Source organism: Stenotrophomonas sp. STEN083 (assembly GCF_056759195.1).
Window position 1 is genome coordinate 13,250 of record NZ_JBRRCU010000049.1, and the last position, 19,363, is coordinate 32,612.

The window sequence follows — 19,363 nt, forward strand, 5'->3', positions numbered from 1 at the left end:
TCCTACAAGGCTTACGCCGCTCCTGCAGGGCCTGCACCTTCCGCTGCCGGCGGGTTCAAGCCCAACCAGCCGCCGATGATGCCGCGCGCTTCGTCCACGCCCTGGCGCGATTCGCCGGAGAAGGTCTGCACACTAACGGTGTCGCCAAAGATCGAATGCAGCTCCTTGCGCACCTTCTGCAGGGTCTGCATCTGCTGGCCGCGGCCAAGCTTGTCGGCCTTGGTCAGCAGCGCATGCGCCGGCAGGCCGCGCTGTACGGCATAACCCAGCATCTGCCGGTCGTAGTCCTTCAGCGGATGACGGATGTCCATCACCACCACCAGGCCCTTGAGCGCATTGCGGGTGCGGAAGTACTGGTCGATGAAGGCCTGCCAGTGGGCCTGAAGGTCCAGCGGCACCTTGGCGTAGCCGTAACCGGGCAGATCGACCAGGTGCGCCTCGGGGGTTACCTCGAAGAACACCAACTGTTGGGTACGGCCGGGGGTCTTGGAGACGCGGGCCAGTGAGTTTTGGCGGGTCAGCGCGTTGAGCGCGCTGGACTTGCCGGCGTTGGAGCGACCGGCAAATGCCACTTCGGCCCCCAGATCCGGCGGCAATTGCCGGGAATTGTGGGCGGAAAGGTGGTAACGGGCGCGTTCGATGAGCAATGACATATGCATAGGATCGCATGTTGCGGCGCCGCGCGTCGGCTTGGCCGCTGTCCCGGGACCACCGGCGCGGCCGGTTTTGCTGCACTGCTGCGTTGACCGTGCCGTAAAACGCCGTTGATAATCCGGGCGATGCCGGCGGAAAGCCCCGCCCGGCCCGGTCCACACGGAGCTTCAGCATGCGCCATGCTCGTGTTCTTGCCGTTGCAGCACTGGTAGTCCCCGTAATCGCCGCCGTCGCCTTTGCCCAGAGCTCGGTTACCCCCGTGCCGGACAACGCGCCTGTACAAACCGCTTCGCTGGAGATCGACTTCAGCAAGACCAAGCCCGGCGATGCCAAGGCCGGCGAGGCCAAAGCGTCTACCTGCGCAGCCTGTCACGGTGCCGATGGCAACTCGGCCGTGGAGATCTATCCGCGTCTGGCCGGGCAGAGCGAGCGTTATATCGCCAAGGAAACGGCCCTGATCGCCAGTGGCCAGCGCAACGAAGGCGCAGTCGCCGCGATGCTGCCGTTCGTGCAGGGGCTTACCCCGCAGGACATGCGCGATATCGGCGCCTTCTTTGCCACCCAGAAGTCCGGTGCCGGCGTGGCCGATGACGCCGTGGTCAGCGACGGCCCGTACCAGGGCATGAAGTTCTTCGAAGTGGGCCAGAAGCTCTACCGCGGCGGCGACGCCAGCCGCAACATTCCGGCCTGCATCGCCTGCCACGGCCCGACCGGTGCAGGTAACCCGGGCCCGGCCTATCCGCATATCGGCGGCCAACATGCCGGCTACGTCGCGCAACGCCTGCAGCGCTACCAGTCTGGTCAGACCGGTGAAGCCGATGCCGCGCAGTTCAAGATCATGGCCCAGATCAGCCACGCGCTGACCGGGCAGGAGATCCAGGCGCTAGCCAGTTACGTCCAAGGTCTGCATGATCGAGCCAACGATGCCGCGGTAGCCAGCGCCGCCGCGCAACCCTGATACCCGCCGGTCGCCCCGGCGACCCGGCAACTGCCTCACGCAGACACGCCGGCCGTAAGGTCGGCGTCTGTTTTTCCAACGGAGACTCCCCACGATGAAGTTGTTCCCCCGACTGTTGCTGATGCTGCTGGCAATAGCCCCGCTCTCGGCCTGTGCCGCCTCCCCTACCGCGCTGGTCGAAGGCGATGACTACGAATTGATCGCCGAGCCGGGCCCGTTTGCGCCGCTGGCCGGCAAGATCGAGGTGGTCGAGGTATTTGGTTATACCTGCCCGCACTGCGCCCACTTCGAGCCGCAGTTGGAGGCATGGGTGGCCAAGCAGGCAGCCGACGTGCGCTTCACTCCGGTGCCAGCGGCGTTTGGCGGCTACTGGGATTCGTATGCGCGTGCCTTCTATGCCGCCGAACAGGTCGGCGTACGCCAGCGCAGCCATGCCGACGTGTTCAAGGCGCTGCATGTGCAGGGCAGCCTGCCGGCGCAGAACGTCACACCCGACGAACTGGCAACGTTCTATGCCCAGTACGGCGTGCAGCCGCAACGCTTTGTCGAAGCCCTGCGCAGCCAGCAGGTGGATGACAAGGTCAAGAACGCCCGCGCCTTCGCCATGCGGGTCAAGGTCACCGGCACGCCGATGCTGATCGTCAACGGCAAATACCTGGTCAAGGGCAAGACCTTTGATGACACCCTGCGCATTGCCGGTGCCTTGGTAGCACGTGAACGCAGCGGCGCAAGCCGTCGCTGAAACCTCCGCTGAAGCCCGGCTGAGCCGGGTCACCTGTTCAGCCGAATACGCACATAATGCGTTCCTGCGCGCACCGGTTGCAGTCTTGCTGCCCGGTGCCCCAAACACACCCTGCTGGAGATCCCTCCCGATGAAGATCCGCTTCGCCCTGGCCCTGACCGTCCTGTTGCCGCTGATGGTTGCCTGCAAAGCCCAGGATGGCACTGCTGACACCGCTGCTCCGGCAACCCCGGCTGCTACCGAAGCTGCTCCGGCCGCCAGCCCGGCCCCGGCCGCTGAAGGTGCCGCCGCTGAAGGTGCGACCGCCGCACCGGCTGCTGCTGACGCCGCTCCTGCGACCCCGGTCCCGGCACAGGCGCGCCTGGTCGGCCCGGAGCCGGTTGCCGGCACCGACTATGTCGCCATCGAAGGCGGTCAGGCGTTCCAGCCGGCTACCGGCAAGGTCGAAGTGGCTGAGATCTTCGGCTACGTCTGCCCGGCCTGCGCCCGCTTCCAGCCGCTGGTCAGCTCGTGGAAGGCTGGCCTGCCCTCGGACGTGAACTTCGTGTACGTACCGGCCGCCTTCGGCGGCACCTGGGACAACTACGCGCGCGCCTTCTACGCCGCTGAAACCCTGGGCGTGCAGGAAAAGACCCACGACGCGCTGTACGCGGCCATCCACCTCGAGCAGACCCTGAAGGGCGAGCGCGGTAGCGATTCGGTCCAAGACATCGCCAACTTCTACGGCAAGTACGGCGTTGATCCCAAGACCTTCGCTGACACCATGGGCAGCTTCGGCGTCGCCGCCAAGGTCAACCGTGGCAAGCAGTTCGCCCAGCGCAGCAAGATCAGCGGCACCCCGTCGCTGATCGTCAACGGCAAGTACCTGGTCAAGGGCAAGGGCTATGAGGACATGCTCCGCATTGCCGACCACCTGATCGCGCGCGAACGCGCCGCCAACGCCAAGTGAGGTATCAAGGGCCTCGGCAACGAGGCCCTTGAGTTCGACCCGTCGTGAAATCCCCTACCCAGACATTGCGATTGCTGACCGCCAACATCCAGGCCGGCTCCAGCACCCGCCGCTACAGCGACTATGTGACCCGCAGCTGGTCACATGCGCTGCCTGCCGGACAGAAACGCTCCAGCCTGGACGCGATTGCCAAACTGGCCAGCGGCCGCGACATCGTCGGCCTGCAGGAAGCCGATCCGGGCAGCCTGCGCTCGGGCTTCACCAACCAGACCCACTACCTCGCCGAACGCGCGGGCTTCAACTACTGGGCACACCAGCCCAACCGCCGCATGGGCGGCGTGGCTTCCAGCGCCAATGGCCTGCTGAGCCGGCTGGAACCGGTGGAAGTACAGGACCACGCCCTTCCCGGCCGCATCGGTGGCCGTGGCCTGCTGGTTGCCCGCTACGGCGACGGCGACGAAGGCCTGACGGTAGCGGTGGCACATCTATCGCTGGGCACCGGCTCGCGCCTGTCGCAGCTTGACTTCATTTCCGACGTTCTGGCCGACTACCCCAATGCGGTATTGATGGGCGACTTCAACTGCAAGGCTGACCGCCCGGAAATGCGCGTGCTGTACCACAAGACCCGGCTGCAACCGCCAAGCTGCCTGGTACCGACCTTCCCCAGCTGGGGCCCGGACCGCGCCATCGACCACATCCTGATTTCCGACACCATGAAGATGCTGGATACACGGGCCGTTGCCGCCGCGTACTCGGACCATCTGGCCGTTGAAATGGAAGTCGAAGTCCCCGCCGACAGCCTGCGCTGAACGCAGGCTCAGCCTGCCACCGCTGCAGGCGGTGGCCGCCGCCGCGCGGTCAAGGTACTGCCGGCCGATGCCAACACCGTGCAAGCAATCGCCAGCCATTGCAGGCCGGTGAGATGTTCGTGCAGCAACAGCAGCGCCCATAGCGCCGCTACCGCCGGCTCCATGCTGATCAGGATGCCGAAGGTTTCCTTGGGCAGGCGCTTGAGCGCCATCATTTCCAGTGACATCGGGATGGCACTGGACACCACCGCCACCACGAAGCCAGCCAACAGGATCTTCGGATCGAGCAGCGCCATGCCGGCATGCGCCACGCCGACCGGCACCACCACCAGCGACGCCGCCAGCAAACCCAGTGACACGCTGTGGCCGGCATGCAGATGCCCGGTGCGCTTGCCGTAGATGATGTACAAGGCCCAGCAGAATGCCGCGCCCAGCGCATACATGACCCCGACCGGATCCAGCGCCTGGCCGCCATCCAGCGGCAACAGCAACACTAGCCCGACCAACGCACAACCAACCCAGACGAAATCGATCGGCCGCCGCGAGGAGAACATCGCCACCGCCAGTGGGCCGGTGAACTCGATGGCAACAGCAATCCCGAACGGGATCGTGCGTAGCGCCATGTAGAACAGCAGGTTCATCAGCCCCAGCGTCAGCCCGTAACGCAGGATCGCCGCGCCATCGGCACGACTGGTATGCCAGCGCCACGGCCGCCATAACAGCAACAGGAACAGCGCCGAAAAACCCACGCGCAACGCGCTGGTGCCTTGCGCACCAATGATGGGAAACAGGTTTTTGGCGTAGGACGTACCGATCGACAACGAGGTCACCGAGCCGAGTACCGCCAGCACCGGCAACAGCGATGCGAATCGAGAATTTTGCATGCGCCTAGTGTATTCGCCCACGCCGCCATCGGCAGCCGTAAAAAGCGCGAGAATGCCGCCTGCCGCCAAGCAAGGCATCAGCTACCGTCTGGGCAGCTGATGCCTGCCAACACCCACGATTTACTGGATGAAAGCGATACGCTGCATCTTGGCGTTGTTGGCGGCCGCCAGCACCTTGGCCATCACCTGGTACTGCGCATCCGGTGAAGCATCGATGCGCAGCTCCGGCAGGTTGCCGACATGCAGATCGGCCTGCGCCTGCAGCCGCGCCTGCAGGTCATTCATCGGCAGCACTTCGCCGTTCCAGTACAGCTGGTCGGCAGCGTCCACCCGAAGCTCGATCGGCGGTGGCGGCTCGACGCGTTGCACGATCTTGTTGCTGTGTTGTGGCAGATCCACCGGAATCGGCACCGCCACCATCGGTGCGGTCACGATGAAGATGATCAACAACACCAACATCACGTCGACCAGTGGGGTCACGTTGATATCGGCCAATGGACGCCCGCTATTGCCTGCTGCACTGAATGCCATTCCAGTTCCCCCAGGGCGAGGCCGGCTGCCTCACCACCGAAGCTACGCCTGCTGCCAAGGGTTTCCAGCGAGGCTGCGGTTTCCGTTCAGCTTCCATTTGCGTGGCAGCGAAGTGCTTGTTCATGTGCGGGTCGGGCTGCTGCTCTGCCGTTGACGCTGCGGCCGTTATCCTTCTGCCATGAATAAAATCCTCCTGCTGCCTCTGGCTACCCTCGCCGCGCTGCTCAGCGCCTGCGTCCAGGCCCAGAACCTGGATGCACAACGCACCGCGATGCGCACCGCCATCGACAATGCCGAGCGCGGGCAGTTCGATGCCAACGCCACCGCACCGTTGCGCAATCACCCGCTGTACGGCTGGCTGGAGTTCAGCGCCCTGCGCCGCAACATCGACACGCTGCCGAATACGCAGGCACAGGACTTCCTCAAGCGCTATCAGGGCCAAGCCGTGGCCGAGAGCTTCCGTTCGGCGTGGTTGCCGGCGCTGGCCCGCCGCCAGGATTGGCCGACCTTGCTGGCCAACTGGAAAGCCAGCACCGATCCGGGCCTGCGTTGTGCCGAACTCAACGCACGCCAAGCCACCGGCAAGGCCGATGCGCAATGGACCAGCGATGCTCAGTCCGTCTGGCGCAACGCTGGCAAGTCACTGCCCGACGGCTGCGATCCGGTATTTGCAGTCCTCGCCAGCCGCGGCGGCCTGACCCCAGCACTGCGCTGGGAACGCATCGACGCTGCCGCCGATGCACAACAACCGGCAGTGATGCGCGCCGCCGCACGTGGCCTGCCAGCCGCCGAGCTTGCCCAGGCCAACGACTACGCCGCCTTCGTCGACAAGCCCGACGCGCGCGCCCTGAACTGGCCGAAGAACGAACGCAGCCGCCGCATCGCCGTGGACGGGCTGCAGAAGCTGGCCAAGGCCGACCCTGGCGCAGCCGAGCTGCAGCTGCCGCAATACGCGCAGGCGCTGGCCCTGAGCGCCGAGCAGCAAGGCCAGGTACTGTACGAAATCGCATTGTGGACGGTGGCTTCCTACCTGCCGGACTCGGCGCGGCGCCTGGCCGCCGTGCCCGAATCCGCCTATGACGAACGCCTGCACGAATGGCGCACCCGCGAAGCGATGGCACGCGGCGACTGGCCGGCTGCACTGACCGCCATCCGCAAGATGCCGGCCAGCCAGCGCAACGATTCGCGCTGGCGCTGGTTCGAGGCCCGTCTGCTGGAGAAGACCGGCAAGCCGGCCGAGGCGACCGTACTGTACCGCGCCGCCGCCAGCGAGCCGACCTTCCACGGCTTCCTGGCCGCCGACAAACTCAAGCAGCCCTACAACCTGTGCCCGTGGAATCCCGGCGACAGTGCAGCGGCAAAGACCGCCGTCGGCCGCGACCCGGCGCTGGTGCGAGCGATCGAGCTGTTCAAGATCGAACGCCCAAGCTGGGCCGCGCGCGAATGGGCCGAGGCCTTGTCGCGTTTCGACGACAGCCAGCGCCGTCTCGCCGTGGAAGTTGCCAGCAACAACGGCTGGTTCGATCGCGCGGTATTCGCACTGAAAGGCCCGCAGGAGCTGCGCATGTACAACCTGCGCTTCCCGCTGCACCACGACGACACGATCCGCCGCGAGGCCGCACGCAATGCGCTGGACCCGGCTTGGATCGCAGCCGAGATTCGTGCGGAGAGCATCTTCAATCCGAATGCACGTTCGCCAGCCAACGCCATGGGCCTGATGCAGGTGCTGCCCGCCACCGGCGCCAGCGTGGCCAAAAGCATTGGTTTGAGTGGTTATGCCGGCGCATCCAGCCTGTATGACTCTGACACCAATATCGCCATCGGCACCGCCTACCTGCGCCAGTTGATGGACAAGTACAACGGCCTGCCCTACGTCACCATCGCCGCCTATAACGCTGGCCCCACGCCGACCGCACGCTGGCAGAGCCAACGCCCGAACTACGACCCGGACTTCTGGATCGAGACCATCAGCTACAAGGAAACCCGCGAGTACGTGGCGCGGGTGCTGGCCTTCAGCGTGATCTACGACTGGCGTCTCAACAACAACGCCCTGACCCTGAGCGACCGCATGGTCGGCAAGACCCAGGGGGCGCGCAAAGCCTTCAGCTGCCAACAAGCCCCGTAACACCTGTAGTGCCGAGCCATGCTCGGCACTATCGATTCAGCCCCTCTCCCGCTAGCGGGAGAGGGGTTGGGGTGAGGGCAGCTTTTTCGCTTGCAAAGCCCCTGCCGAGCATGGCTCGGCACTACCGCTTCTGCCCCCTCCCTTTCGCGCAGCGAAGAGGAGGGTTGGGGAGGGGTTGGCTCTTGAGGCCTTCCAGCATTGTCAGCTTCGCGGCTTACGCCGCTCCTACAAAACGATGCATTGTTGGTGACGCCCCTGCCGAGCATGGCTCGGCACTACATGTGCGACACCGCATCCGACTTATCATGGCTGCATGAAGACTTATCTCGTCGGCGGCGCTGTCCGCGATTCCCTGCTCGGCCTGCAGGCCGGTGACCGTGACTGGGTGGTGGTCGGTGCCACGCAAGCACAGATGGAAGCGGACGGTTTCAAGGCCGTTGGCAAGGATTTCCCGGTATTCCTGCATGCACATACCGGTGAGGAATACGCACTGGCGCGCACCGAGCGCAAATCGGGCCGCGGTTATCGCGGCTTCGTGGTCGATGCCGATCCGTCGGTGTCGCTGGAAGAGGATCTGCAGCGTCGCGACTTCACCATCAATGCCATTGCTCGTGATGAGGAAACCGGTGAGCTGGTCGATCCCTGGGGCGGCGTTCGCGATATCGAGCAACGCGTGCTGCGCCATGTCGGCCCGGCCTTTGTCGAAGACCCGTTGCGGGTGCTGCGCGCAGCACGCTTCATGGCCCGCTTCGCGCCCTTGGGTTTCACGTTGGCACCGGAAACCGCTGCACTGATGCGCGAAATGGCTGCCAGCGGCGAGCTCGATGCACTGGTGCCGGAACGTATCTGGCAGGAGCTGCGCCGCAGCCTCACCATGAAACAACCTTCAGCCTTCCTGCGCTGCCTGCACGATACCGGCGCGCTGGCCGTGATCCTGCCGGAGGTTGACGCGCTGTACGGCGTGCCGCAACGCGCCGAGTTCCACCCGGAAGTGGATACCGGCGTGCATCAGGAGATGGTCAGCGACATGGCCGCGCAGCTGGCACCGGGCGACGACCTGATCGGCTTCGCCGCGCTCACCCATGATCTGGGCAAGGCGCTGACTCCGACCGATGAACTGCCCCGCCACATCATGCATGAGCAGCGTGGCCTCAAGCCGCTGGCCAAACTGTGCGAACGCTTGAAGATTCCCGTCGATCACCGGCTGCTGGCCGAGGCGGTCTGCCGTGAACACCTCAACGTGCATCGCATCGACGAGTTGCGCGATGCCACCGTGCTGGAGCTGATCCAGCGCTGCGATGGCTTCCGTCGCCCCGAGCGCATTGCACAGATGGCCCTGGTCTGCGAATGCGACAAGCGCGGTCGGCTCGGCTTCGAGGACAGTGACTACCCGCAGCGGGCAACCCTGCTACGCCTGCATGCGGCTGCGCTGGCAATCAATGCACGGGATATCGCCACTGAAGGCCTGCAAGGCCCAGCCATTGGCGAAGCCTTGAAGCAGGCGCGGATCAAGGCGATTAGCGCGGCGCGGTGATTGCCGGCCATTGTCACCGCCTTTTGCTGTTGTGGGAGCGGCGTAAGCCGCGAGGCTGACAATTCAACAGCAACACCCGCAGCATGCAGTTGCACAATCTGCTGCGGACTTTTGGTTCTCCAGCTTCGCGGCTTACGCCGCTCCCACAAACCCACAAACCTGCGACTGGCAGGTTCAGATCTTCAGATAGATCCTGCGGCGATCCATCCACGCCATCGGCAACCACCACAGCGCGACGAAGCTCAGCGCCATCACCAGCGAGGCGAACTGTGCGCCCGCCAGCGGGGTCAGCCAGCGGTTGAACAGGTGTTCCCACAGCCAGCCCCAGCTGCCGGTGGCCATCATCGCCAGCACCATTGCCGAAGAACCGGCATAGGCAGTGATCGCGTTGACGCCGAAACGGCGACCAAGCGCCGGCCACTGCCGGCAATCAATCAGGATGTGCGCCAGCCACAGTCCCGCGAACGCCCAGCCGCCGGTCCACAGCACATACGACGAAGTCCACAGGTTCTTGTTCAAGGGCAGCCACTGCGCCCACAGGCCGCCGGCAATCAACAGCAACACCGCAGCAGGCAGCAATCGCCATGGACGTTGCCGCAGCAAGGCGCCGGCACGCAGGCCGAGCAAGGTCGAGGCCAATGCGCCCAGCGTGGACATCAGTCCTTCCGGATCATGGCCATGGCCGGTCGCCGGGTCATATTGATACAGCAGCGCGCCGAACAACGAAGTATCCACGCGGCTGCTCAGATTGAGCCAAGGCTCCAGCGAGCCACCTGCCACCAACAGCGCAGCGTAGCCGGTCAACAACACGCCAATGCACAGCCACTGCAAGCGCGGCTTCAACCAGATCGCCGCCATGCCAGCAGCGGCGAAACACAGGCCAATGCGCTGCAGCACGCCCCATGGCCGGTAGTGCGCCAGGTCCAACCACCACCAGGCCAGGAAGTGCAGCAGCAGGCCCAGACCGACGATGCGTCCGGCGCGGATCAACACCGTGCGCGTCAATGCACCACGATCAGCGCCCTGCTCCACCCGCGGCACCACGCCCAGCGCGATGGACACGCCGACGATCACCAGGAAGAACGGAAACACCAGATCGGTTGGCGTGCAGCCGTTCCATTCCGAATGCAGCAACGGCGCGTAGACGTGGCTCCAGCTACCAGGGTTGTTGACCAGCAGCATGGCCGCCACGGTGATGCCACGCAGGGCATCCACCGAGGCATAACGGGTGGCTTTGTTCATGGTCTGAAACTCAGTCGCGCTGACCGGCAATCCAGGTGCCCTGTACCTGCAGATCGGTGTCCAGCAGAACGAAGTCGGCCTGGTAGCCGACCGCGATCTGCCCGTAGCGATCATCCAGACCCAGGAATTGCGCCGGATACATCGAAGCCATGCGCGAAGCTTCGGCCAACGACAATCCCAGCAATCCAACCGTATTACGCACGGCAGTGATCATGTCCAAGGCCGAACCAGCCAGGGCACCCGCGGCATTACGGACCACGCCATCAACGGCGGTGATGGTTTCGCCATACAGTTCGAACGCCGGATTGTCCGAGCCCACCATCGGCATCGCATCGGTGACCAGGAACACCTTGCCACGCGGCTTGGCCGCCAGCGCCACGCGCAGGCTGGCCGGGTGTACATGCACGCCATCGACGATCACGCCGCACCAGCTGTCGGCATCTTCCAAGGCCGCGCCGACCGTGCCGGGATCACGTCCCTGCAGCGGCGACATCGCGTTGTACAGATGGGTGAAACCGGTGATGCCGGCGTCCAGACCTGCGCGGATCTCGTCGTAGCTACCAGCGGTATGACCTGCAGCAACGATGGCGCCATTGGCCACCATCTGCTGGATCGTCGCCAGTGGCACGCGCTCCGGCGCCAGGGTAATCAGGGTGACGCCGTTGTCCAGCGCCGTCGCCATGCGCACTTCATCTGCAGCCGGCACGCGGAACTTGCCTGCATCGTGCGTGCCCTTACGCGCCGGTGCGATATACGGCCCTTCCAGATGGATGCCGAGTACGCCCGGCACCTTGGCAGCAATCGCCTCGCGGGTTGCCTGTACCGCACGTGCCATCACCTCGGCATCGTCGCTGATCAGGGTCGGCAGCATGCCGGTGGTGCCGTAGCGGCGATGCCCGGCCACCATCGTACGCAGTGCATCGACATCGGTCTGGTTGTTGAACAGCGCACCACCGCCGCCGTTGACCTGTGCATCGATGAAACCGGGCAGCAGCCAGCCGCCGCCCAGGTCCACCTGCGCATCGGCCGCGGCAACGGCCGGGTCATCGCTGGCGACGACCGCAGTGATGCGGCCGTCTTCGATCAGCACCGCGACATCGTCACGGAAGTTCTCGCCGGCAAGTACCCGGCCATTGCGCAGCGCGGTTTTCATCAGACCGTTTCCGTCACCTTGTTGAGGTGCGGCGGCAGGTCCGGGTTGTTGCCACGGCGCAGCGCCAGTGCGTTGATCGCGCGGTAGAAGCTCTGGATGGTCAGCAGCGGTGCGCACAGCGGATGCGGTGCGGTGGCGGTCGGCAGGTTGCCGCCCTCGCCGGTCAGCCATACCTGCGCGCCGCGCGCGGCGAACTCTTCGGCCACGGCACGGGTGCCGGCGCCGGTTTCATCGGGCTGGGCAAACGCAAGTACCGGGAAATCGCGGCCGACCAGCGCCATCGGCCCGTGCTTCACTTCGGCCGAGCTATAGCCTTCGGCGTGCAGGCCGCAGGTCTCCTTGAACTTCAGCGCCGCTTCCTGCGCTGCCGCCAGGCCTGGGCCACGGCCGAGCACGAACAGGTTGTGCGCATCGACCAGGCCGTCGGTCACCGCCGTCCAGTCGCATGCCCATGCCTCGGACATCGCCGCCGGCAACGCATCCAGTGCACCGATCAGGGCCGGATCGTTCTTCCAGTAAGCACCCAACTGCAGGATCGCGGCCAGCGACGCCAGGTAGCTCTTGGTCGCGGCGACACTGCGCTCGACGCCAGCACCCAACGGAATCACGGTTTCGGCCAGCAGTGCCAGCGGCGAATCCTCGACATTGACCAGCGCCACCACGCGTGCGCCGGCGGCTTTGGCAGCCTCGGCATTGCGCAGCAGATCCGGGCTCTTGCCCGACTGCGAGATAACGATGTACAGCGCGCCGCGCAGCTGCAGCGGCGCTTCATAGACCGAGCCCACCGACGGCGAGGCCGAGGCGGTCACCAGGCCGAGCTGGGTCTCAAACAGATACTTGGCATAGGTTGCCGCGTGATCGGAACTACCGCGGGCGCAAGTGACAACGAACGGTGGCGGGTTCTGGCGCAGGTCTGCAGCCAGGGCCTGCACCACGTCGCGGTTACGTGCGAACTGGGCGGCGATGACGGAGGCGCTTTCCGCGGCCTCGTTGAACATCAGGGTTTCGGTTTCACTCGGCAGTGCCATGGATCGTTACTCGGATAGGTCGGGGGGAGATGAAGGAGGTCGCGACGGCTGCTGGCGCAGCGGTGCGGTGGAACCACGTACCACCAGCTGCGGTACGAAGCCCTGGTTCTGCAGCTGTGCCGGGCTGTCTTCGTAGGCATCGGTGCGCAGCTGGCTGATCAATAAACGTGCGGCATGGCGGGCGATATCACCGGTGGCCTGCTTGGCGGTGGTCAGTGCCGGCCACGACTGGCGCGAGAACGGGCTGTCCTCGAAACCGGCGATGGACAAGTCATAAGGCACGTTCAAACCGGCCGAATTGGCCGCCGCCAGCACACCGGCGGCGATTTCGTCGTTGGAGCCGAAAATGGCGGTAGGCGGTTCACGCAGCGCCAGCAGGCGGCGCGCACCACGGAAGCCATCATCAAAGGTGTAGTCGCCCGGGATGACCAGGTGCTTGTCCAGCGGGATGCCGTAGTCCTTAAGCGCCGCTTCGTAGCCGGCGTAGCGCTCGCCGCTGGAACGGTGCGAGGTGCCGCCCCACAGGAAACCGATGCGCTGGTGGCCGAGCTGGATCAGGTGCTCGGTGATTTCGTAGGCGGCATCGCGGTCGTCGACGAACACACAAGGGCCATCGCCCGGGTCTTCGGTCGCGGCGATGATGCGCACGGTCTTGATGCCGCGTGCATTGAGTGCGGATACCAGTTCCGGGCGCTCGGACATGGGTGCGGTCAGCACCAGTCCGGCCAGGCGCGAACGCTGTACCCAGTCGGCCAGTTCCTCGGCCAGCATCGGCGAGGTCGAGTCGCAGGGATGGATCTGCAGGCCAAAGCCGGTCTCTCGGCAGGCCGACAACACGCCGTTCTGTACCCCGATGATGTGGTATGGATTGGGGTTGTCGTACACCAGCCCGATCACGAAGGTGGTGTTGCTGCGCAGGTTGCGCGCGGACGGATCGGGCTCATAGTCCAGCTCAGCCACCGCGCGCAGTACGCGCGCGCGGGTGGCCTGCATCACCGAAGGCTCGTTGTTGATCACCCGCGAGACGGTCTTCAATGAGACCTTGGCACGCTCGGCGACATCCTTGATGGTGGGTCTACGCATTACCGGTTCCCGCGTTGGCTCGATTGCCGCCATGATGCTTGATTCAGGCGCCACGTGCCTTGCCCGCGTTGTGACCTACGGTGCCGAAGTACAGGATGTACAGGTAGCAGGGGATCATCAGTGCGGCGAACACCAGCTGGAAGTGCTCCGGGTACGCATGCTTGAGCAGGGCGAAGGCCTGCGGGATGATCGCGCCGCCGGCAATACCCATCACCAGCAGGGCAGAACCAATCTGGGTGAAACGCCCCAGGCCACGGATCGCCAGCGGGAAGATCGCTGGCCACATCATGGCGTTGGCAAAACCCAGCGCGGCAACGAAGCCCACCGACACATAGCCATGGGTGAAGTACGCGCCCATGGTGAACACCACGCCCAGCACTGCCGACACCGCCAGGTACTTTTCCTGTGAGATGAAGCGCGGGATCACCAGCAGGCCAATCACATAACCCACCAGCATCGCGAACAGGGTGTAGGAGGTGAACAGCTTGGTCTGGTCCAGCGGCAGGCCGAAGGCGTTGCCATAGGTGCCGATGGCATCACCAGCCATCACCTCCACGCCGACGTAGACGAACAGACACATCACGCCCAGCCACAGGTGCGGGAACTGGAAGATGCTGCGCTTGGCGGCCTTGCCGTCGTTGGCCACAGCATTGGCCTGGTCAGGTTGCACTTCCGGCAGTGGCGAGAACAGCACGCCAACCGCAACCAGCAACAACACACCGGCGATCACCATATACGGAGTGTGGATCTTTGCCGCAAAGGTATTGAGCAGGTCGGCCTTGGTGGCAGCGTCGGCCGCTTGCACCTGGCTTTCCAGGTCACCGATGCCATGCAGCACGAAAGTACCGATCACCACCGGCGCAATGATGCCAGCAATCTTGTTGCAGATACCCATCAGCGCGATGCGCTGCGCAGCGCCTTCGATCGGCCCGAGGATGCTGATGTACGGATTTACCGCGGTCTGCAGCAAGGCCATGCCGCCGCCGATCACGAACAGGCCGGCAAGCGCGCCGCCAAACCAGCGCTGCGTGGCGAATTCGCCGAACCCCATGGCGCCAACCGCCATCACCGCCAGGCTCAGGGCCAGGCCTTTCTTCATGCCGGTGCGGCCGAGAATCCACGAGGCCGGCAGCGCCAGGAAGAAGTAAGACAGGTAGAACACCATCAGTACCAGAAACGCTGACACCTCGTTTACGTCGAAGGCCAGCTTGACGAAGGTGATCAACGGGCCGTTGATCCAGGTACAGAAGCCGATGATGAAAAACAGCACGCCGACGATGGCGATGGACGACGCCATGCTGGTACGCGGCGTCGAGTCGGGAACAGCAGACATGGGCAAAGCTCCTGCAGATGCGGGAGACGGATCAAGGCCGTCGGGCGATTACGTGGGAACAACGTTGTCACATTTATGGTTTGCTGCGGACAAGTTTGTCAACAACGCGACCATGCCGGGCTATTCCGATGAATCATCAGGAATGCCCTACAAGCCCGGAAGGATCAGGCTTTCGCCGCAAAACCCCGCAAGTTAAGCCACTACACGCTATCGGATGCAACAAATGCAGGCGCCGTAGGGTTTGCGCAGAAGCGCTGCAACGCAACATCGAAAGTTTCAATTATTCGTTGACATCGTTGTCAGAACGATTACAGACTCGCCCCCCAATGGTGCCCTTCCGGGCGCTCCGCCTCGCCATAGGGAAACCGAGTGACAGCTGTCGTCCCCCCGCTGCAGACCACCCGCCTTGACCCCGCCTCCCGGCCCTTCTTCGCTGCCGATGTGGGTGGCACGCACGTCCGCGTCGGCCTGATTCGGGCCGCCGCTGCCAACGACGCGTCCATCGACGTGCTGTCCTATCGCAAGTACCGCTGCGCGGACTATCCAAGCCTCAGCGCGATCCTGTCCGACTTCGCCAGCCACAATCCGCCGGTCGAGCATTGCGTGATCGCCACCGCCGGCTACGCGCTGCCGGACGGCACGGTGATCTCGGCCAACCTGCCGTGGCCGCTGTCCTCCAATCGCATCCGCGACGACCTCGGCTTTGCCGGCGTGCACCTGGTCAATGATTTTGAAGCGGTGGCGCACGCCGCCGGTCACATCAACGCCAGCCAGGTCCTGCAGCTGACTGGCCCGGCCGAAGCCGAGCGTGGCCCGACCCTGGTGATCGGCCCGGGCACCGGCTTGGGTGCAGCGGTGTGGATCCCGGTCGGCAACCGCTCGGTGGTCCTGGCCACCGAAGCCGGCCAGGCCTCGCTTGCCGCAACCACCGAACTGGAAATGGCCGTGCTGCAGCAGATGCTGCAGGACCGTCCGCATGTTTCCATCGAACAGGCGCTGTCCGGCCCCGGCCTGCTCAATCTGTACAACGCGCTGTGCGCGGTGCGCGGCGTCGCGCCGGTGCACACCACCCCCGATGCCGTCAGCGCCGCCGCCTGTGATGGCAGCGACCCGTTGGCCGTGGAAACCCTGCAGCTGTTCTGCGGGATCCTCGGCTCGACCATCGGCGACATGGCCCTGCTCTACGGCGTGCAGGGCGGCATCTATCTGGCTGGCGGCATCTTGCCGAAGATCAGCCAATTTCTTTTGAACAGCACCTTCGTCGAACGCTTCCTCAACAAGGGGCCGATGCGCAAGGCGTTGCAAAGCATTCCCGTGAAGCTGGTAGAGCACGGGCAACTGGGCGTCATCGGCGCCGCCAGTTGGTATCTGGAAAAGTCGGCCAAGTAAGCCTTCAGCAGCATAAGCAACAGATCCACCAGCAGGACCCGTAGTAACGCGGCACGCAGTGCCAATCAATCTTGATGTTGAGGAGAGACAACATGCATCGCAAGACCCTTCTTTCGGCAGCCATCGTCAGCTGCCTCGCCTTCAGCGCACATGCGCAGGAAGCCCCGCAGAACGCCACCGATCTGGATACCGTGACTGTCACCGGCATCCGCGCCAGCCTGGAAAAGTCGCTGGACAGCAAGCGCAACAACGACACGGTCTCCGAGTCGATCACCGCTGAAGACATCGGCAAGTTCCCGAACACCAACGCCGCCGAAGCCATGGCGCTGATCCCGGGCGTCACCATCGACCGCCGCTTCGGCCAGGGCGAGCGCGTCAGCATCGACGGCACCGACCCGAGCCTCAACCTGAGCTTCATCGATGGTCACCCGGTTGCCCAGGCCATCTGGCTGTACGGCGAGTCGCCGAACCGTGGCTTCGACTACACCATGCTGGCGCCGGAAGTACTGGGCCGCCTGGAAATCATCAAGTCCTCCGAAGCCCGTCTGCCGGAAGGCAGCCTCGGTGGCACGGTGATGATGCATTCGCGCAAGCCGCTGGACATGGATGCCAATTCGGTCAGCGGTTCGGTCGGCTACAGCTACAACGACCAGGCCAAGAAGGGCGCTCCGAACATCTCCGTGCTCTACAGCTGGAAGAACGAAGACTCCACCTGGGGCGTCAACGTCGCCGCCCAGCGCCATGAAGAGAAGGTCGATCGCCAGGGCATCGAAATCTTCGGTTACAGCACCGTTGCCGACTTCGCTGCGGTCAACCCGAACGTTGCCGCGCAGATTGCCAAGGGCGAGCTGCGCCCGACCGACAAGGTCGCGCAGGAAATCAACGTTGCCTACTTCCAGCAGGAGCGCAAGCGCGACAGCGCCTTGGTGAACCTGCAGTTCAAGCCCAACGACCAGTTCGAAGGTACCTTGAGCGGCCTGTACATCAAGGAAAACTTCGACAGCTACAACCAGTCGATGTACAACTTCATGACGCAGAACAACTCGTCCATGCAGGCCGTCGATTACTTCAACCCGACCGGCCCGGGCGGCTTCGTCACCGGCGGCCACACCAATGCCAACCCCGGCAGCGGCACCGGCATCATCTACGACAACCAGGTGCGCTTCTCCGAAGTGACCACCAAGGGCGTGGACCTGGACCTGCAGTACCGCGGTGATGGCTGGAAGCTGGGCGGCAAGATCGGCACCAGCAAGTCCGAGAACCCGAACATCAGCCAGTACCTGATCGAGCCGGTCTACAGCGGCGCGTATAGCTGGGACTACCGCAAGGGCTTCCAGGCTGATGACCAGGCTGCGTACTACGACCCGGCAAACTGGGGCAACATCTTCGGCAACAACGGCGTGTTCAGCTCCGAAGCCAAGGACAAGTACGCGCAGCTCGACTTCAGCAAGAACTTCGACAGCATCTTCAACCAGTTGCTGGTCGGTGTGCGTCGCACCGAGCACACGGAAAACTACGGCCTTGGCGTGTACGGCGGCGTGCGTACCGGCACCTTGGCCGACGTCGGCACCATCGGCAACACCAATCTGCTCGGCAGCATGGGCGGCGTGTTCGGCAACACCAGCCACCACCCGCAGGTCGGCCAGGGCAACGTGATCAATTGGGTTCACGGCAGCCCGGTGAACTACTCGCGTTCCGACGCCTCCAGCCTGTTGAACAACACCTGGGAACTGGAACAGAAGACCACTGCCGCCTATACGCAGCTGAACTTCTCCACCGGCGCCCTGCGCGGCAACGTCGGCGTACGTTGGGTCCAAACCAAGACCGACAGCAGCGCCTATGTCTACGGCGACAACGTGCCGGTGCTGCCGGCGCCGGCCGAGTGGTGGCAGACCAGCAAGAGCAAGAAGAGCAACATGCTGCCGTCCGTCAACCTGGTCTATGACAATGGCGGTGATGTGGTGTTGCGTGCCTCGGCTGCCAAGGTCATCGCCTGGGCACCGTACAACCTGATGTCGAACAACCTGTTCCTCAACGACACCATGATGACCGGCTCGGGCGGCAACCCGGATCTGGATCCGTACAAGGCCTACAACTTCAACCTGTCGGCCGAGTGGTACTTCGCCCCGCAGTCGATCCTGGCTGGCTCGGTGTTCCTGAAGCAGACCCAGAACTACGTGCTGCAGACCCCGGGTACGGAGCGTCGTTACAACTCCATGCGTGACAGCAACCCGACCACCTGGTTGACCACGGTTGGCTCGCACGGTTGTACCGCTGACGGCTTCTGCGACTACAGCGTCACCCGTCCGCGCAACGCCGGCGGTGCCAGCGTCCGTGGCTTCAACGTCAACTACCAGCAGGCCTTCGGTGACACCGGCCTGGGCTTGATCGCCAACTACACCTACGCAACCGGCGATACCGATGCCGGCAACAACATGCCCTACCTGTCGCGCAGCACCGTCAGCGTCAGCCCGTACTTTGAAAACGAACAGTTCAGCGTCCGTGTCAACTACAACTGGCGCAGCAAGTACGAAGGTGTTGGTTATGTTGCCGGTGCACCGGCCGCCACCACCGCCGCGTACGCCGACCTGAGCGCAAGCCTGGGCTGGAACTTCACCGACAACCTGAGCCTGTCTCTGGATGCAATGAACCTGCTCAACGAAAAGTATCGCCAGTACGTCGCACAGGAAGAAGCTCTGGCTGCCGAGTACTTCACCGGCCGCCGTTACATGGCCAACCTGCGCTTCAAGTTCTGATCCATCCCGGCACGCAACATCGCCGGTTAGCGTGACCCGCCGGGCCTGGATCATTCCGGGCCCGGTTTTTTTTTGGCCTTTCATGTAGTGGGCGGGCCGGGCGGGGGGGGGGGGGGCGGCGGCGCGCCCCCGCCGCCCAGGGGGGGGGCGTAACAAAACAACACCAACCCACGCGGGTGGCGGCGCGGCGCTC

The 19,363-nt window shown here is 64.3% G+C and carries 16 protein-coding genes; 8 read left to right on the top strand and 8 right to left on the bottom strand.

Annotation, left to right across the window (positions count from 1 at the left end; translation table 11 throughout):
• Positions 1–11: 11 nt before the first annotated feature.
• Entirely contained in the window at positions 12–653 is a 642-nt protein-coding gene (gene yihA / locus ACVOK8_RS14005) for a ribosome biogenesis GTP-binding protein YihA/YsxC (protein WP_481567356.1), read from the bottom strand.
• A gap of 173 nt (positions 654–826) precedes the next feature.
• On the opposite strand from yihA, the gene ACVOK8_RS14010 reads away from it, so the two are divergent.
• From ACVOK8_RS14010 to ACVOK8_RS14025, 4 genes are all read left to right on the top strand, one after another.
• Positions 827–1,612, top strand: coding sequence for a c-type cytochrome (locus ACVOK8_RS14010; RefSeq protein ID WP_481567357.1), 786 nt, complete (start codon positions 827–829; stop codon positions 1,610–1,612).
• Positions 1,613–1,706: 94 nt separating this feature from the next.
• Positions 1,707–2,354, top strand: a complete 648-nt coding sequence (locus ACVOK8_RS14015; protein WP_481567358.1) for a thiol:disulfide interchange protein DsbA/DsbL — start codon at positions 1,707–1,709, stop codon at positions 2,352–2,354.
• A 130-nt stretch (positions 2,355–2,484) separates the two neighbouring features.
• On the top strand, positions 2,485–3,303 hold the full coding sequence (locus tag ACVOK8_RS14020) for a thiol:disulfide interchange protein DsbA/DsbL (RefSeq protein WP_481567359.1): 819 nt from the start codon (positions 2,485–2,487) through the stop codon (positions 3,301–3,303).
• A 71-nt stretch (positions 3,304–3,374) separates the two neighbouring features.
• Positions 3,375–4,112, top strand: a complete 738-nt coding sequence (locus tag ACVOK8_RS14025) for an endonuclease/exonuclease/phosphatase family protein (protein WP_481567370.1) — start codon at positions 3,375–3,377, stop codon at positions 4,110–4,112.
• A gap of 8 nt (positions 4,113–4,120) precedes the next feature.
• Here the strand turns inward: ACVOK8_RS14025 and ACVOK8_RS14030 are convergent, their stop codons facing one another.
• Positions 4,121–4,996 carry an EamA family transporter gene (locus ACVOK8_RS14030; RefSeq protein WP_481567360.1) on the bottom strand — a complete coding sequence of 292 codons (876 nt, stop codon included), beginning with the start codon at positions 4,994–4,996 and terminating at the stop codon, positions 4,121–4,123.
• Between the two features lie 120 nt (positions 4,997–5,116).
• A complete protein-coding gene (locus ACVOK8_RS14035; RefSeq protein WP_481567361.1) occupies positions 5,117–5,527 on the bottom strand; it encodes an ExbD/TolR family protein in 411 nt (136 codons plus the stop codon).
• Positions 5,528–5,705: 178 nt separating this feature from the next.
• Here ACVOK8_RS14035 and ACVOK8_RS14040 point away from each other — a divergent pair, with 178 nt between their 5' ends.
• Both ACVOK8_RS14040 and ACVOK8_RS14045 read left to right on the top strand, forming a co-directional pair.
• Entirely contained in the window at positions 5,706–7,652 is a 1,947-nt protein-coding gene (locus ACVOK8_RS14040) for a transglycosylase SLT domain-containing protein (RefSeq protein WP_481567362.1), read from the top strand.
• Between the two features lie 313 nt (positions 7,653–7,965).
• Complete coding sequence (locus ACVOK8_RS14045; RefSeq protein WP_481567363.1) at positions 7,966–9,186, top strand: multifunctional CCA addition/repair protein; 1,221 nt, start codon at positions 7,966–7,968, stop codon at positions 9,184–9,186.
• 174 nt (positions 9,187–9,360) lie between these two features.
• On the opposite strand, the gene ACVOK8_RS14050 is transcribed toward ACVOK8_RS14045, so the two are convergent.
• From ACVOK8_RS14050 to ACVOK8_RS14070, 5 genes are read right to left on the bottom strand one after another with little or no spacing between them, the layout of a single operon-like run.
• Positions 9,361–10,428, bottom strand: coding sequence for an acyltransferase family protein (locus ACVOK8_RS14050; RefSeq protein WP_481567364.1), 1,068 nt, complete (start codon positions 10,426–10,428; stop codon positions 9,361–9,363).
• 10 nt (positions 10,429–10,438) lie between these two features.
• Complete coding sequence (gene nagA / locus ACVOK8_RS14055; protein ID WP_481567365.1) at positions 10,439–11,581, bottom strand: N-acetylglucosamine-6-phosphate deacetylase; 1,143 nt, start codon at positions 11,579–11,581, stop codon at positions 10,439–10,441.
• Complete coding sequence (locus ACVOK8_RS14060) at positions 11,581–12,609, bottom strand: SIS domain-containing protein (protein WP_481567366.1); 1,029 nt, start codon at positions 12,607–12,609, stop codon at positions 11,581–11,583. Before ACVOK8_RS14060 ends, nagA begins: the two co-directional genes overlap by 1 nt.
• A 6-nt stretch (positions 12,610–12,615) precedes the next feature.
• Positions 12,616–13,692: a LacI family DNA-binding transcriptional regulator gene (locus tag ACVOK8_RS14065; RefSeq protein WP_481514481.1), complete on the bottom strand. Its 1,077-nt coding sequence runs from the start codon at positions 13,690–13,692 to the stop codon at positions 12,616–12,618.
• Between the two features lie 43 nt (positions 13,693–13,735).
• The gene (locus ACVOK8_RS14070; protein ID WP_481567367.1) at positions 13,736–15,025 is read right to left on the bottom strand and encodes a sugar MFS transporter; all 1,290 of its coding nucleotides are present in this window, start codon (positions 15,023–15,025) and stop codon (positions 13,736–13,738) included.
• A 369-nt stretch (positions 15,026–15,394) separates the two neighbouring features.
• Here ACVOK8_RS14070 and ACVOK8_RS14075 point away from each other — a divergent pair, with 369 nt between their 5' ends.
• Positions 15,395–16,414: a glucokinase family protein gene (locus tag ACVOK8_RS14075; protein ID WP_481567368.1), complete on the top strand. Its 1,020-nt coding sequence runs from the start codon at positions 15,395–15,397 to the stop codon at positions 16,412–16,414.
• A 92-nt stretch (positions 16,415–16,506) separates the two neighbouring features.
• Positions 16,507–19,170 (top strand): TonB-dependent receptor, encoded by a 2,664-nt coding sequence (locus tag ACVOK8_RS14080; protein ID WP_481567369.1) that lies wholly within the window; start codon positions 16,507–16,509, stop codon positions 19,168–19,170.
• The last annotated feature ends 193 nt before the right edge of the window (positions 19,171–19,363 follow it).

Coding starts and splice junctions, on each gene's coding strand:
- ACVOK8_RS14035 (WP_481567361.1), bottom strand. CDS start 5,527: ATGGCATTCAGTGCAGCAGGCAATAGCGGGCGTCCATTGGCCGATATC.
- ACVOK8_RS14050 (WP_481567364.1), bottom strand. CDS start 10,428: ATGAACAAAGCCACCCGTTATGCCTCGGTGGATGCCCTGCGTGGCATC.
- ACVOK8_RS14080 (WP_481567369.1), top strand. CDS start 16,507: ATGCATCGCAAGACCCTTCTTTCGGCAGCCATCGTCAGCTGCCTCGCC.
- ACVOK8_RS14040 (WP_481567362.1), top strand. CDS start 5,706: ATGAATAAAATCCTCCTGCTGCCTCTGGCTACCCTCGCCGCGCTGCTC.
- ACVOK8_RS14030 (WP_481567360.1), bottom strand. CDS start 4,996: ATGCAAAATTCTCGATTCGCATCGCTGTTGCCGGTGCTGGCGGTACTC.
- ACVOK8_RS14045 (WP_481567363.1), top strand. CDS start 7,966: ATGAAGACTTATCTCGTCGGCGGCGCTGTCCGCGATTCCCTGCTCGGC.
- ACVOK8_RS14010 (WP_481567357.1), top strand. CDS start 827: ATGCGCCATGCTCGTGTTCTTGCCGTTGCAGCACTGGTAGTCCCCGTA.
- ACVOK8_RS14060 (WP_481567366.1), bottom strand. CDS start 12,609: ATGGCACTGCCGAGTGAAACCGAAACCCTGATGTTCAACGAGGCCGCG.
- ACVOK8_RS14020 (WP_481567359.1), top strand. CDS start 2,485: ATGAAGATCCGCTTCGCCCTGGCCCTGACCGTCCTGTTGCCGCTGATG.
- yihA (WP_481567356.1), bottom strand. CDS start 653: ATGTCATTGCTCATCGAACGCGCCCGTTACCACCTTTCCGCCCACAAT.
- ACVOK8_RS14015 (WP_481567358.1), top strand. CDS start 1,707: ATGAAGTTGTTCCCCCGACTGTTGCTGATGCTGCTGGCAATAGCCCCG.
- nagA (WP_481567365.1), bottom strand. CDS start 11,581: ATGAAAACCGCGCTGCGCAATGGCCGGGTACTTGCCGGCGAGAACTTC.
- ACVOK8_RS14070 (WP_481567367.1), bottom strand. CDS start 15,025: ATGTCTGCTGTTCCCGACTCGACGCCGCGTACCAGCATGGCGTCGTCC.
- ACVOK8_RS14065 (WP_481514481.1), bottom strand. CDS start 13,692: ATGCGTAGACCCACCATCAAGGATGTCGCCGAGCGTGCCAAGGTCTCA.